The sequence below is a fragment of the Bradyrhizobium sp. WU425 genome, from assembly GCF_021052305.1.
Taxonomy (GTDB): domain Bacteria; phylum Pseudomonadota; class Alphaproteobacteria; order Rhizobiales; family Xanthobacteraceae; genus Bradyrhizobium; species Bradyrhizobium canariense_D.
This window is the reverse complement of sequence record NZ_CP088089.1, coordinates 1843764-1857473: the sequence shown is the minus strand read 5'-3', so window position 1 is coordinate 1857473 and position 13710 is coordinate 1843764. Positions and strand designations below refer to the sequence as shown.

Genomic DNA, 13710 nt, shown 5'->3' with positions numbered 1-13710 from the left:
GCGTTTCGCCATCCCCTTTGACTTACCAGAATTCAAATCCGATCCACTGAAGAGGATGCCGCGTGCAGGTTCTCGTTCGCGATAACAATGTCGATCAAGCCCTCAAGGCGCTGAAGAAGAAGATGCAGCGCGAGGGTATTTTCCGCGAGATGAAGCTCCGCGGTCACTACGAAAAGCCCTCCGAGAAGAAGGCCCGTGAAAAGGCCGAAGCCGTGCGTCGCGCACGCAAGCTGGCCCGCAAGAAGCTGCAGCGCGAAGGCCTGCTGCCGATGAAGCCGAAGCCGGTGTTCGGTGCTGGCCCCGGCGGTGATCGTGGCGGTCGCGGCGGCCCGGGTGCAGGCGCAGGTGCAAGTGCTGGTCCGCGCGGACCGCGCTGATTTACCCGACTTGAGAGATTTCAGTTTTCGATGACGCGGGCCCCTGGCCCGCGTTATTGTTTTGTGAGCGGTGCCTTGCTGGGATGGGGCACTACCGATGCGGCACTAGCGCGAGCGAACCGTAGATGGCCTCCCCTCTCCCCAAGCGCGGCTTGGCGCGGCTACGGCAGATCTTGCAGCAGCCGTTTGCGCTGGCCTTGATGGGGATTTCGCTATGCGGCTGCTCCTTCGACCTGGGGTCGCTGACGCCGGAGAAGGAGAAGCCGCAGGAGGCACCCAAGGCGGCCACGACCGCTGAGAACGTGGTCAGCGCCGTCAATGTCAGCGAAGCCCAGGCCCATACGGCAAAGGCCCAGGCTCTGGCAAAGTCCGGCGAGACGGCGGCCGCGCTCGATGAATTCAATCACGCGGTCGGACTCGATCCCTACAATGCGCAGGCGCTCTATGGCCGCGCCCTGATCTACCAGGGCAAGAACCAGCACGACTTCGCCATCGCCGATTTCAGTGCCGCGAGCGGCCTTAACCCGCAGAAGGTCGAGCCGCTGCTCGGCCGCGCCACCAGTTATCTCGCCCTCGGCAAGGTCAAGGAGGCCGCGGCCGATCTGGATGAGGCTTCCGAGGCCGATCCCCACAATGCCCAAGTCTGGACCATACGCGGGCAAGCCTATGAACGGCTGGGCGACAGGACCAAGGCGGCGGCGTCCTACACCAAGGCGGTCTCGCTTCGCCCACGCGACGACGCCGCCCGCAGCGGCCTCGCCCGCGTCGGCGGCTGACGAGTCTGGCGCCGCGCAGGCGCCGTCTTAATCCGGGGTGACGCTCTTCGGCAGAACGGAGTGGAACATGGACTTAACGCCCGACAGCATGTCGTCGGCGACATTGGTCTTCGGCCGCGGCATCGACGCGCCGGCATCGGCGCGCAGATCGAGCGGGGGCGCAATCATCGGGACCGGAATATCAGCCGGCGGCGTCAGCCGATTCGGGTTCTCGTTGCCGACCGACGCCGTGTAGGGCGGGCTCGGCTGCGACGAGCCGCCATTGCCATAGGCCTCGGCTGCGGGTGTCGAGACCGTGATCGGCGGCGGCAACGGACGCACCGATGACGTATCCACGGGAATGATACGCGGGGCCTCCGGAGTGCGGGCGGCTTCACGCACCGCAGGCTCCTGAGTCTTCTCGGGCGCCTTGGTCTCGGAAGACTTATTGTCGGAAGCCTTTGTGTCGGCAGCCTTTGTGTCGGAAGCTTTGGCCTCAGCCGCTTTGCTCTCAGGCGACTTGCGCAGGCGCTCGATCGCGGCGCGCACGAGATCGTTGGCGTCGGGGGTTGCGGCCGGCGCGGCAGCAGCGGGCGCCGAATTGGCCTCCACCACCGGGGCGGCGGGAGCGGCTGCACTGACGGCCGGCGTGGACTTGGCGACTGCCTTCTCGCGACCGGACGGCTTGCCGCGCGGGGCGGCCTCGGCCGGTGCCACGTCCGCCGTCGAGGTCTTCGACTCCGCGCCCGGATGATCGGCAGCCTTCTCGGCCGCCGGCTTGTCCGTCACGTTCTTCTCGGAGATGCCCTTGGCCTTGACGCCGGGCGCGGGGAGGTTGGCCACATCGGCGGGCTTGCCGTTCTTGCCGGCCTCGGCGGGCGCCGTCACGGCCGCGGGCGCATCCGCCGCCGGCTTGGCGTTGATGTAATGATTAACGATATACGCCCCGATGATCGTTGCGAGCACCGAGGGGAAGATGTCCATCGAGATTTTAGCGATGTATTTCAGCATTCCGGCCACTCCCCGCGCGATCTGATGCGGGAACTTTGAGGCATAGTGAGGGATCAACTGCGACGGATCAATGGCAAAGGGGTACGCCGGACTTACGACTTCAGCTCAACCTCAAGGAACACGATCTCGGTTGCGGTTTCGTTAAGCACGTCGTGCTGGACGCCGGCCTTGCGAAAATAGGATTTCCCGGCCGCAAGCTGTGCTTTGGACCGCTCGCCATCGGGCGCCACGATGGTCATTTCCCCTCCGACCACGGGAACAATGACGTAGTCCATGCCATGGGTGTGATGCCCGGTGGCGCTGTTTGGCGCGAGCCGCCACTCGGTCACCCGAACCTGCTCATTGTCGACCTGAACCTCGGACTCGGCGGCAAGCATCGGAACTCTCCTGGGGCATATCCGGAAAACCGGTTCAGGGCACGAAAACCACGAACACGTAGACGGCAAATACCACCTTATGGACCAGCCCGAACAGGACATTGGTCCTGCCCGTACCGAAGGTCAGCATGCTCAGGAAGAAGGTCAGGAGCAAAGGCAGGCGGCGCGCCGATCCTGGCCGCGACGGCATCGACCACCAGCGAGAATTTCTTGGACAGCAACACGACCGCCAGCAGCGCAATCAGCAGCAGCACGACGCTGAGCACCAAGGCCCGGCCCGACAGATGCGCCTCGCACGGCCAGCGCCGGAAAGATCCAGGCCGATCGAGGCGTCGGATTGTGCGCGCTCATCCATCGGCTCCAATTGTCTCAGCCGAGCAGTAGCAATCGCGCGGCAGATTCAATGCCAGCGCAGGATCGGAGCGAACGGCAGCAGCGTCAGCAGCACGAACAGCGGGATCAGCACCGCGCTGGCGCGCAGGAAATAACCGAAGAAGCTCGGCATCTCGATGCCGTTCTCGCTGGCGATGCTGCTCACCATGAAATTCGGCGCATTGCCGATATAGGTAAGCGCGCCCATGTAGACTGCGCCCATGGAGATGGAGGCGAGCGTGCCCGAGAGTTCGTGCATCAGCATCTGCGGGTCGCCGCCGGCGAGCTCGAAGAACAACAGATAGGTCGGCGCATTGTCGAGGAACGCCGACATCAGACCGGTGAACCAGAAATAGGCAACCTCGCGCGGCGTGCCGTCCGGAGCGGTCACGGCCGACAACAGCCAGGCGAACGCGCCGTGATGGCCGGCATCGAGCATGGCGATGACCGGGATGATCGCGATGAAAATGCCGGCGAACAGCTTTGCGACTTCGCGGATCGGCTCCCAGGTGAAGCCGTTGGCCTGCCGGTGCTCGTCCGGCGTCAACCACACCGACAGGCCCGCTATGGCCAGCAGCGCCGCGTTGCGGGCGATATCTTCCAGCTCCAGCCTGGTTCCGAGAATGTCGAAAGCGATGCCGGGCTTCCACATCGCCGAGGCCAGCAGGCTCGCGACGATGGCTGCAATCAGCACCAGGTTGACGAGGCCGCGGATGCGGACCGGCTTCGCGGCGCCGGCGGCGCCGAGCAAGGGTTCGCTGCGGAAGCGCCAGACGTCGATGACGACGAAGATCGCGAGCAGCAGTCCGGCAACGATCGCCGTCTGCAGCCAGATGGTCCGCGTGGTCCAGAAGAAGTCGACACCATGCAGGAAGCCGACGAACAGCGGGGGATCGCCGAGCGGGCTCAGCGCGCCACCGACATTGGCGACCAGGATGATGAAGAAGATGACGACATGGGCGTTGTAGCGCCGCGGTCGGTTGGCGCGGATCAGAGGGCGGATCAGGATCATGGCCGCCCCCGTGGTGCCGACGACACTCGCCATCACCGTACCGAGCGCGAGGATGCCGGCATTTGATGCCGGCGTCGCCTTGATGTCGCCCGTCACGAGAATGCCGCCAGCCACGACATAGAGCGAGAACAGCAGCACGATGAAGCCGAGATATTCGGCGAGCATGGCGTGAACGAGCGCCGCCAACGTCGCCATGCTCCCGGCCAGGATGACGAGCGAGGCGAGTGCCAGCAGCGACCAGGCCGCGGCGATCTTGCCGTAATGATGGTGCCAGACTTTTGCAAACAGCAGCGGCCCGAGAGCGATCGACAGCAGGAGGCCGGCAAAGGGCAGCGCATACGGCCAGCGCATCGCCGCGCCGTCGAGCCCGGTCGCCGCCCATGCGTGCTGTGGCAACAACACGACGAGGATCGCGGCGATGAACCCGCTCGCGCGCCGAACGACAAGCCGTCTAGAAAGCAATGAAGTGCCTCGCCGTTTCAATCGCACCGAACGCATCGAGATTGTCGTGTCCACCGCCCGCAAAGCGAACGAACTCCTTCGGTTCGTGCGCAAGCGCGAACAGACGCTCTCCGAACACGATGGAAATGGCAAGGTCATCGGTGCCATGCATCACCAATAGCGGCACAGTGACGCGCGGGATGCGCTCGTCGGAATGAAATGGATCTCGCATCAGCAGGCGGACCGGAACGTACCAGAACGATGAAGCTGCAATATCGGCCGTCGATGTATAGGGCGCTTCCAGGATGAGTTTTCCAACACGATGCTCCGAGGCGATCGCGACCGCCACGCCGGTCCCGAGCGAAAAGCCCCACGCGACGATTCGCTCCGCCGCGTAGCGCGCGGTGGTGAAGGCGTAGGCGGCCGCGGCATCGCGCAGCAGGCCCGCCTCGCTCGGCGCCCCGCTCGAGCCGGCATAGCCGCGATAGGACAGCGCGACCAGGCCGGTGCCGTCCGCCGTCATGGCCTTGAGGCGGCTGACGCGACCAGCGAGATAATCGCCATTGCCCGGAAAATACAGGATCACGGGGCGGCCTGGCTTCGCCGGCACGTGCCAGACGATGACATTCTCGCCATCGGAGGTAGTCAGGACGTGCTCTTCGGCCTCGGGGAAGCCTGCGGCGTCCGGCGTGGTGCGACCGACGGGCGGGATCGGAAACAGCATCTCGCGCTGCCTGACATACAGCACGAGGAGACCGGCGCAATAGACGGTCACGAGCAGGATGGCGATCCATTTGACGATGGTCATGATGACGCGACCCGGCCCCTGTTCAGGGTTTGCACCGGCTCGGCAGCAATTTCATGACATCGCCCGAGGCGGGCCGGAACGTCACGGCAGCCGCACGCCGCCTGGTGAGCGGTGTGCCACGCGACGCGCTGCTCGCGCGTCGCATTGGCAATGGCCCGCTTGCCTCCGCGCTACATCGCCTTGACGATGTTCTCGGTGACCTTCTTGGCGTCGCCGAGCAGCATCATGGTGTTGTCGCGATAGAACAGCGGATTGTCGATGCCGGCATAGCCGGAAGCGAGCGAGCGCTTGATGAACATCACGGTGCCGGCCTTCCAGACCTGGAGCACCGGCATGCCGTAGATCGGCGAGGTCTTGTCCTCTTCGGCCGCCGGATTGGTGACGTCGTTGGCGCCGATCACGAAGGCGATATCGGCCTGCGCGAATTCGGAGTTGATGTCCTCGAGCTCGAACACCTCGTCATAGGGCACGTTGGCCTCGGCCAGCAGCACGTTCATGTGGCCGGGCATGCGGCCGGCGACCGGGTGAATGGCGTATTTCACCTCGACGCCTTCTTTCTTCAGGATGTCGCCCATTTCACGCAGCGCATGCTGAGCCTGTGCCACCGCCATGCCATAGCCGGGCACGATGATGACCTTCTGCGCGTTCTTCATGATGAAGGCTGCGTCGTCGGCCGAGCCGAGCTTGGCCGGCTTCTGCTCGCCGCCGCCACCGCCGGCCGCCGCGGTCTCGCCGCCGAAGCCGCCGAGAATGACCGAGATGAAGGAGCGGTTCATCGCGTGGCACATGATGTAGGACAGGATCGCGCCGCTTGATCCCACCAGCGCGCCGGTGATGATCAGCGCGGAATTGCCGAGGGTGAAGCCGATGCCGGCCGCGGCCCAGCCCGAGTACGAGTTAAGCATCGAAATCACGACCGGCATGTCGGCGCCGCCGATCGGGATGATCATGAGGACGCCGAGCGCCAGCGCGATGATGACGATCAGCCAGAAGTCGAGCGCGCTGCCCGTCATGACCAGCCCGACGATGAAGACGACGAGCGCGATCGCGAGCGCAATGTTGATGATGTGGCGGAACGGCAGGATGATCGGCGCACCGCTCATGCGCGCGGACAGCTTCAGGAACGCGATCACCGAGCCGGTGAAGGTCAGCGCGCCGATGGCGACGCCGAGCGACATCTCGACCAGGCTCTGCGGATGGATGTTGCCGGGGCTGCCGATGTCGAAGGCCTCCGGCGCGTAGAACGCACCGGCCGCGACCAGCACCGCGGCCATGCCGACCAGCGAATGGAACGCGGCGACCAGTTCCGGCATTGAGGTCATCGGCACCCGGCGGGCAATCACTGCGCCGACGCTGCCGCCGATCGCGATGCCAAGGATCACGAGGATCCAGGCGAGGCCGTCCGCCGGCGGATGGCTGGCCAGCGTGGTGGCGACCGCGATCGCCATGCCGATCATGCCGAAGAAATTACCCTGCCGCGATGTGGCGGGGCTGGACAGCCCGCGCAGCGACAGGATGAACAGCACACCTGCCACGAGATACAGAACTGCAGCCAGATTGGCGTTCATCTCAGGTCCCCTTTGTCTTTGTCACCCCGAGGTGAACGCCGCTCACTTCACCTTCTTCTTGTACATCGCCAGCATGCGCTGGGTGACAAGGAAGCCGCCGAAGATATTCACGCAGGCGAAAATGAGCGCGATGAAGCCGAAGCCGCGCGCCCAGCCCGAGCCGCTCGAGATCATGCCGACCCCGACCGCGAGCAGCGCACCGACCACGATCACCGAGGAGATCGCATTGGTCACGCTCATCAGCGGCGTATGCAGCGCCGGGGTCACCGACCACACCACGAAATAGCCGACGAAGACGGCGAGAACGAAGATCGACAGCCGGAAGACGAAGGGGTCGACGACCTGTGCAACATGCTCCATGGCGGCTCTCCTTACGCTTTCGGCTGGAAGTTCGGGTGGATGACGGCGCCGTCCCTGGTCAGCGCGGTCGCTTTGACGAGCTCGTCGTCCCAGTTCACGGCCAGCGCCTTGCTGGTCTTGTCGACCATCGTTTCGATGAAGTTGAACAAATTGCGCGCGTAGAGGCTGGAGGCCGACGCCGCGACGCGGCCGGCGACGTTGGTGTAGCCGACGATCTTGATGCCACCGACATCAGCGACCTCGCCCGCCTTGACGCCTTCGACATTGCCGCCGCGCTCGACGGCGAGATCGACCAGCACTGATCCCGGCTTCATCGACTTGACCATGTCAGCCGTGACGAGCCTCGGCGCCGGCCGGCCCGGAATCAGCGCGGTGGTGATCACGATGTCCTGCTTCTTGATGTGCTCGGCGGTGAGCGCGGCCTGCTTGGCCTGGTATTCCTTGGACATTTCCTTGGCGTAGCCGCCGGCGGTCTGCGCGTTCTTGAATTCCTCGTCCTCGACGGCGAGGAATTTTGCACCGAGCGATTCGACCTGCTCCTTGGTGGCGGGCCGGACGTCGGTCGCGGTGACGACGGCGCCGAGACGGCGTGCGGTCGCGATCGCCTGGAGGCCGGCGACGCCGACGCCCATCACGAACACTTTGGCGGCGGGCACCGTGCCGGCCGCGGTCATCATCATCGGGAAGGCGCGTCCGAAGGCCTCGGCGCCCTCGATCACGGCGCGGTAGCCGGCGAGGTTGGCCTGCGAGGACAGCACGTCCATCACCTGCGCGCGCGTGATGCGCGGCATCAATTCCATCGCGAAGGCGGAGACACCGGCATCGGCGATCGTCTTCAGCGCGGCCTCGTTGCCGTAGGGGTCCATGATGGCGATGACGAGCGCGCCGCGCTTGTACTGCGCCAACTCGGAGGCTTCAGGGCGCTTCACCTTGATGATGATGTCGGCGTCCTTCAGCGCGTCGGCGCTGACGGTGGCGCCCACGGCGGTGAATTCGGAGTCCGGCAGGCCCGACTTGAGGCCGGCGCCCGGCTCGACGGCGATCTCGGCGCCCAACGCCTTGAACTTCTTCACCGTATCCGGCGAAGCGGCGACCCGCGGCTCCGACGGATCGATTTCCTTGGCAACGGCGATCTTCATAGGCCCTCCGGCGACGCGGGAAGAAGCGCGCACGCGAACTTAGCGTTACTCCCGCAACGTTGGATACCGGTTTTCAATCCGGCTTGATTGCAAATTTTATAGGCACCGACGACAGTGGCGGTGCTGCAGGGGATGGATCAGGTCAGGAAGATCGCCATCAGGATCACGATAAGCGCGACCGAGACCGTGCCGTACTTCACCAGCTTGATGAAGCCCTCGTAGGTCTGCTCGTGGGCAACGTAGTCGTTGCCGTCGGCGGTGCTGTACGCCACTTCGCTATGGTCAGCCATGAATTGTCCCCAGTCGAAAGTCGAATTTCGTGGCTGGGATACCGCAAACTTCCGGGCAGGGCAACGGCACGGAGGCGCGGTTTCCCGGCAAATCAGGTCATTTGGAATTCCAATGGGCGGGAATTCGGCTCAGACCGGTGATCCGCCCGTCAGAGGCGGTCTCCGATGCCACGAGCCGAGGCCTCTCAGCGCAGGCCGAGCGCACGGCGGACTGCGCCGATCGGCTCCACCTTGCTGTCGCAGAAGTTTCGCTTTGCGCAGCGTTCTCCCGGAACGTTGACGACGATTGCATCCGCGCCGGCATCCTCGGTGAGAAAACCGTGGCTCATGTGGAAACCCAGCGCGCGGTAGACCTCGAACTGCTCCTCCGAGAAGAACTGGTCACCGGTGGTTTCATGCGGGAAGGTGTCGTTGCGGCGTGCATAGTCGCGGATGTAGTCGTTCTCGTCTCCGGTCAGGGACGACTTGATGTACACGAGGTACCCCTTTTCCCCCGAGCCGTAGTCGATGGTGCCGACCGCCACGTGCGGTCCGCCCGCCGTGCGCCGGGCCGGGGATTTGGTTGCGTTGCACTTCATCCACTCGAGCGTGGTGTTGCGGATCGGCGTCCACGGCAGATCGATGATGATCCCGAGATCGATGCGCGCATAGCGCTGCAGCGTCACCAGGGATGAGAAATTCATGGGTGCATCGGCTTCGGCGTCAACCGCGATGATCACCTTGCAGCGTCGTCGCAACAACTCGTAGACACCGAGATTCTCGATGTGTCCGCCGTCCGTCAGGTAGACCGCATCGGCATTCTCGTAAAGCCGGCCCGAGATCTCAGACCATAGAAACAAAGGGGTCGAGTGGTGCTGCGGCTTGTCCTTTGTCGAGACCCAGCGCGGGTTCTTCAACCAGTACCCCAGGCGCACGTTGAGGAGCGCCAGGGTCGGGGTCAGCGAGCGGATCGACCCCGAGCCCATGTTCGACGAAGCGGCGGCCCCGGAGATTGCCATCGCGGTCGCAAGATCGAGGCCCGGCGCGACCTTCTCGAATGCCGGTGTATTCGCATAGCCAGTGGCCTCGCTGCCGACGTGCAGCGGCGAGAATATGAAGAAATCCGCGTTCCGTCCCCGCCGATTGGCGAAGTCGGATCCTTGGATGTTCAGCGCGGCGTTGATGATGGGATATGGCGAGGCCAGGCTGCATTTTTTCGATGTCGCGACCGTCATCGCTCCCGCTGGATCGACCCCGTAGACCATCTGATGTAACAGACCGCTCAGCTTCTCCTCGTCGAGCGGAAGGAAATCCCTCCCCTGGTCCAGGCTCGGCATGTTCCGCGACGGCTCCCCGTCGGCGTAATAGAGCGGATTGAACAAGAAGGCCTTGCTGAGGCGATCACGATAGAGCCGGTGCAACGAATTGGCATTCGGCCCGAGAACCCACGACAGGCCGAACATGGCCGAGCCCGACAAGAAGTAGAGCAGCATCATCCGCCAGCTGACACTGTTGCCGAACTGGTACTTCGACCAAGTGAATTTGTCCGGGGACTGCAATGACGCAACGGAAAACAGCCATGCGGGAATGTGCGAGATCGGCCCCACCGGCTTGGAGACGACGACCTTCGCTTCGCGATTGGTGATTTCGGCCGAGAGCTTGCGGGTCGCCGAGTCAAACTGGACATTTCCCTTGACATCGACACCGGCCGCGGGCGGCACGGGTTGCACGCCAGCCGCTCCCCACTCCTCGATCATGGGGTATTGACGGTAGGCGGCGTCGAGCGTCTTGTCGTTCGCGATGCCCCAATAGCAAAGATAGAGATATCCGACCCAGATCAGCAAGGGCAGCGCCAGTCCCGCGACAAGCACGGCTGCTTTCGCCGCATGGGCGAGCAGGCGTGATCCCAGGTCCGAGGCGCCGGCGCCCTTCAGCAGGTCGGCGAATTGCTGCCGGAACAGCGTGACAGCCGCCGCAACCGGCGCAGTGATGGCCGCAAGCGATTGGACCCACTTGATTGCAACGCCGCCAATGATGCCGCCGGACTGAGTCGTGTTAGCGTCGGCGACATCGAACATCTGGGCGATCATGAAGGGCTGAAATTCGAAGAAGCAGATGGCGGCAAGCAGAACGAGATAGGTCGCGCCGACCGTCGACGGATAGCCGCGGAATTCACCTCCCTTGGTCGACGAAATCGATCGCAGCACTGCCCAGCCAAAGAAAAGCGCAAGGCCGAGCAGGACCGCTGCAAGCGAAAGGCCAAAGTGATCGACATTCAGGCAGCTGGCGATCGCACAGATGAGACCCATCGCAAACGCAAGACCGGCCAGGTACCGAAACAGCTCGCGCCGCCCGACTTTGAAAAGGCGCCCGACCAACAAAAGCAGCAAAGCGACAACAAGGCCGACAAGAAAGAAGGCAGGCATCAATCCCAGGCTGGAGAGGGGACCAAGATTGTGGGTGTCGTCGACGCTCAGGCCGAAGAAATTGGTCGTATAGAGTGACGAGCGTGCGGCGTTGGACAGGATCGTGATCACTGCAACGAGCAGTACAACCGGCAGCGTCAGGCTCAGATTGGCAACGAGTCCACGCACGACGATTGCGACGCCGGTGATCAGGTCGCGCGCGCCGGCCGGAACGAGATAGTTCGAGTAATTCCGGATATGGCCCACCGCAGGCGTGTCACTGATCTCATTTGCGCTCTCGGCTCCAGGTGTCGGCGTGCTTCCGAAGACGAAATTCTGCGCCCGCGTCATGGTCGCCGTAAACGAACAGCCGGTGTAACCGCCGCCCGATACGGTCGACAGATAGTCGATGTGCTTGATGAGCCCGTGGTGATTGAAAGCCTGCAAGACGCCGAGGCAGATTGCGGAGGATCGGATCCCGCCGCCTGACAGCGCAAGGCCGACCGTGTCGATCGCCTTTTCGTCGCCAGGGTATGCAACGGGATCCATACCCTGGGCTAGGCGGCGGTTGTTGATGGCTGCGAGCTCGCGCTTGACGATCTTCCGGTGCTGCGTCCCCCACAGCTGCTGTTCCCCCACAGCCCGTGGCGGCTCTACCTTGGGGTCTGGGGCACTGATCCTGGCCATGTTCGCCTCCCTGGCCGAGCACACCGCGACGATCAACAATCACAGATTGCATTGCAGGTCGAACCCGCCTGCAAGAATTAGTCTGGTCCCGGGCACAAACGTTCAATGTGCATGGCGGGATCTTTACAACCCGCCTCCCCCGTTGTCGGAACAACGGGACACTCGGACGGCCGACCCGACCTGCTCGCTGCAGCGCTGAAGGCGGTTCGGCTCAGCCCATCGCTTCCAGTTCGTCGATCATGCCGGCGATGACGCTCAGGCCGCCGTCCCAGAACTTTGGATCCTTGGCATCGAGCCCGAACGGCCGCAGCAGTTCGGAATAATGCTTGGTGCCGCCGGCGGCGAGCATGTCGAGATAGCGCTCGGCAAAGCCTTCGGCCGCGTTCTCGTAGACGGCGTAGAGCGAGTTCACGAGACAATCGCCGAATGCATAGGCGTAGACGTAGAACGGCGAATGGATGAAGTGCGGGATGTACATCCAGTAGTTCTCGTAGCCCGCTTTGATCTCGATTGCCGGACCAAGGCTCTCGCCCTGCACCGAGAGCCAGATCTCGCCGAGCCGCGTCGCGGTGAGCTCGCCGTTCTTGCGTTCGGTGTGGACCGCGCGCTCGAAGGAATAGAACGCGATCTGCCGCACCACGGTGTTGATCATGTCCTCGACCTTGCCGGCGAGCAGCGCCTGGCGCTGCCTTGCGCTCCTGGTCTGCGCCAGCAGCCGCCGGAAGGTCAGCATCTCGCCGAACACGCTCGCGGTCTCCGCCAGCGTCAGCGGCGTCGGCGCCATCAACGCGCCGTTCCTGGCCGCCAGCACCTGATGCACGCCATGGCCGAGCTCATGGGCGAGCGTCATCACGTCGCGCGGCTTGCCCTGGTAGTTCATCAGCACGTAGGGGTGCGCGGACGGCGTGGTCGGATGCGAGAAGGCCCCCGGCGCCTTGCCCGGGCGCACCGGCGCGTCGATCCAGCGGTCGGTGAAGAAGCGCTCGGCGATGTCAGCCATCTTTGGCGAGAAGCCGCGATAGGCGGTGAGCACCATGTTTCGCGCATCGCCCCAGCCGATCACGTCGGTCGCCGCAAAAGGCAGCGGCGCGTTGCGGTCCCAATAGGCCAGGCGCTTCCTGCCGAACCAGCGTGCCTTCAGCGCGTAGTAGCGATGCGACAATTTTGGATAGGCTGCGCGCACCGAGGCGACCAGCGCATCCACCACCTCGCGCTCGACGCGGTTGTTCAGGTGCCGGGAATCTGCGACGTCCTTGAAGCCGCGCCAGCTATCGGAGATGTCCTTGTCTTTGGCCAAAGTGTTGGTGATCAGCGCAAAGGTGCGCTCATTGGCCTTGAAGGTCTTTGCGAGCGCCTCTGCCGCGGCCTTGCGCTTGGCGCCGTCGCGGTCCTGCAACAGATTGAGCGTCGGCTCGATCGCGAGCTCCTTGGGCCCGACCTTGAAGCGCAGGCTCGAAATGGTCTGGTCGAACAGCCGATTGAAGGCGGAATAGCCGGTCTGCGCCTTCTCCAGGAAGAGCTGCTCGAGCTTGTCCTCGAGCTGGTACGGTTTCTCCTTGCGTAGATCCTCGATCCAGGGACGGTAGTGCGCGAGCTCGGTGGCCTGCATCGCGCGGTTCAAAATATCGTCATCGATCCGGTTGAGCTCGAGCGCGAAGAACAGCAGATGCGTCGATGCCGCCGTCAGGCGCTCGGAAACGTCGCCGTAAAACTTTGAAATCTTGGGGTCCACGCTGTCGCCGGCATGAACGAGGCCAGCGTACGAGCCGAGCCGGCCGGCGAGGTCGTCGATCGCCTCATAGCGTCGCACGGCTTCTGCGAGCCATTTTCCGCCATCTTCCTTTGCTGTTCCTGTTGCGAGCTTGCCCTTGTAGTCCGTCTCGAACGCGACGCAATCGGCATCCATCTTTGCGAGATCGCGCGCCACTTCCGGCGCATCGATCCCGGAATAGAGGTCGGCGAGGTTCCACTCCGGAAGCTTGCCGGTCTTGCTCGCAGGCTTTGCGGGTGAAGGTCTGGAGGACTTTGCCTTGATGACCGATTGCTTGGTGCCTGGTTTGCGGAGAGCAGACTTTTTGAGTGCAAGCTTGGAGCGCGAATTCATTGTGTGGGAAACCTGTGTTCAACAA

The 13710-nt window shown here is 63.7% G+C and carries 12 protein-coding genes and 1 pseudogene; 2 read left to right on the top strand and 11 right to left on the bottom strand.

From position 1 onward, the window contains the following. The first annotated feature begins 62 nt into the window (after nucleotides 1-62). Together rpsU and BcanWU425_RS08865 are read left to right on the top strand one after the other, a co-directional pair. Complete coding sequence (gene rpsU / locus BcanWU425_RS08870; RefSeq protein WP_007614218.1) at nucleotides 63-377, top strand: 30S ribosomal protein S21; 315 nt, start codon at nucleotides 63-65, stop codon at nucleotides 375-377. A 125-nt stretch (nucleotides 378-502) separates the two neighbouring features. Beyond that, a complete protein-coding gene (locus BcanWU425_RS08865; protein WP_204512212.1) occupies nucleotides 503-1153 on the top strand; it encodes a tetratricopeptide repeat protein in 651 nt (216 codons plus the stop codon). 27 nt (nucleotides 1154-1180) lie between these two features. On the opposite strand, the gene BcanWU425_RS08860 is transcribed toward BcanWU425_RS08865, so the two are convergent. From BcanWU425_RS08860 to BcanWU425_RS08810, 11 genes and pseudogenes are all read right to left on the bottom strand, one after another. Then, nucleotides 1181-2143 (bottom strand): hypothetical protein, encoded by a 963-nt coding sequence (locus tag BcanWU425_RS08860; protein ID WP_018453818.1) that lies wholly within the window; start codon nucleotides 2141-2143, stop codon nucleotides 1181-1183. 92 nt (nucleotides 2144-2235) lie between these two features. Next, nucleotides 2236-2520: a cupin domain-containing protein gene (locus BcanWU425_RS08855; protein WP_018453817.1), complete on the bottom strand. Its 285-nt coding sequence runs from the start codon at nucleotides 2518-2520 to the stop codon at nucleotides 2236-2238. 34 nt (nucleotides 2521-2554) lie between these two features. Further along, nucleotides 2555-2810, bottom strand: a pseudogene (locus BcanWU425_RS08850) (ionic transporter y4hA); the annotation flags it as partial. 110 nt (nucleotides 2811-2920) lie between these two features. Further along, nucleotides 2921-4402: a sodium:proton antiporter gene (locus BcanWU425_RS08845; RefSeq protein WP_204512213.1), complete on the bottom strand. Its 1482-nt coding sequence runs from the start codon at nucleotides 4400-4402 to the stop codon at nucleotides 2921-2923. Next, nucleotides 4356-5153 carry an alpha/beta hydrolase gene (locus BcanWU425_RS08840; protein WP_018453814.1) on the bottom strand — a complete coding sequence of 266 codons (798 nt, stop codon included), beginning with the start codon at nucleotides 5151-5153 and terminating at the stop codon, nucleotides 4356-4358. Before BcanWU425_RS08840 ends, BcanWU425_RS08845 begins: the two co-directional genes overlap by 47 nt. A 170-nt stretch (nucleotides 5154-5323) precedes the next feature. Then, on the bottom strand, nucleotides 5324-6721 hold the full coding sequence (locus BcanWU425_RS08835) for an NAD(P)(+) transhydrogenase (Re/Si-specific) subunit beta (RefSeq protein WP_018453813.1): 1398 nt from the start codon (nucleotides 6719-6721) through the stop codon (nucleotides 5324-5326). Nucleotides 6722-6763: 42 nt separating this feature from the next. Beyond that, nucleotides 6764-7081 (bottom strand): proton-translocating transhydrogenase family protein, encoded by a 318-nt coding sequence (locus BcanWU425_RS08830; RefSeq protein WP_018453812.1) that lies wholly within the window; start codon nucleotides 7079-7081, stop codon nucleotides 6764-6766. 11 nt (nucleotides 7082-7092) lie between these two features. Further along, a complete protein-coding gene (locus tag BcanWU425_RS08825; protein WP_018453811.1) occupies nucleotides 7093-8220 on the bottom strand; it encodes a Re/Si-specific NAD(P)(+) transhydrogenase subunit alpha in 1128 nt (375 codons plus the stop codon). 137 nt (nucleotides 8221-8357) lie between these two features. Beyond that, complete coding sequence (locus BcanWU425_RS08820) at nucleotides 8358-8510, bottom strand: aa3-type cytochrome c oxidase subunit IV (protein WP_007596280.1); 153 nt, start codon at nucleotides 8508-8510, stop codon at nucleotides 8358-8360. A 185-nt stretch (nucleotides 8511-8695) separates the two neighbouring features. Further along, a complete protein-coding gene (locus BcanWU425_RS08815) occupies nucleotides 8696-11581 on the bottom strand; it encodes a cell division protein (protein WP_026232600.1) in 2886 nt (961 codons plus the stop codon). Nucleotides 11582-11792: 211 nt separating this feature from the next. Next, nucleotides 11793-13685, bottom strand: a complete 1893-nt coding sequence (locus BcanWU425_RS08810) for a M3 family oligoendopeptidase (RefSeq protein WP_204512214.1) — start codon at nucleotides 13683-13685, stop codon at nucleotides 11793-11795. Between the last annotated feature and the right edge of the window lie 25 nt (nucleotides 13686-13710).

Excerpts from the sequence above, each read along its gene's own strand:
- BcanWU425_RS08810 (WP_204512214.1), bottom strand. The coding sequence starts at position 13,685 with ATGAATTCGCGCTCCAAGCTTGCACTCAAAAAGTCTGCTCTCCGCAAA.
- BcanWU425_RS08825 (WP_018453811.1), bottom strand. The coding sequence starts at position 8,220 with ATGAAGATCGCCGTTGCCAAGGAAATCGATCCGTCGGAGCCGCGGGTC.
- BcanWU425_RS08865 (WP_204512212.1), top strand. The coding sequence starts at position 503 with ATGGCCTCCCCTCTCCCCAAGCGCGGCTTGGCGCGGCTACGGCAGATC.
- BcanWU425_RS08845 (WP_204512213.1), bottom strand. The coding sequence starts at position 4,402 with ATGCGTTCGGTGCGATTGAAACGGCGAGGCACTTCATTGCTTTCTAGA.
- BcanWU425_RS08860 (WP_018453818.1), bottom strand. The coding sequence starts at position 2,143 with ATGCTGAAATACATCGCTAAAATCTCGATGGACATCTTCCCCTCGGTG.
- BcanWU425_RS08820 (WP_007596280.1), bottom strand. The coding sequence starts at position 8,510 with ATGGCTGACCATAGCGAAGTGGCGTACAGCACCGCCGACGGCAACGAC.
- BcanWU425_RS08830 (WP_018453812.1), bottom strand. The coding sequence starts at position 7,081 with ATGGAGCATGTTGCACAGGTCGTCGACCCCTTCGTCTTCCGGCTGTCG.
- BcanWU425_RS08815 (WP_026232600.1), bottom strand. The coding sequence starts at position 11,581 with ATGGCCAGGATCAGTGCCCCAGACCCCAAGGTAGAGCCGCCACGGGCT.
- BcanWU425_RS08840 (WP_018453814.1), bottom strand. The coding sequence starts at position 5,153 with ATGACCATCGTCAAATGGATCGCCATCCTGCTCGTGACCGTCTATTGC.
- BcanWU425_RS08835 (WP_018453813.1), bottom strand. The coding sequence starts at position 6,721 with ATGAACGCCAATCTGGCTGCAGTTCTGTATCTCGTGGCAGGTGTGCTG.
- BcanWU425_RS08855 (WP_018453817.1), bottom strand. The coding sequence starts at position 2,520 with ATGCTTGCCGCCGAGTCCGAGGTTCAGGTCGACAATGAGCAGGTTCGG.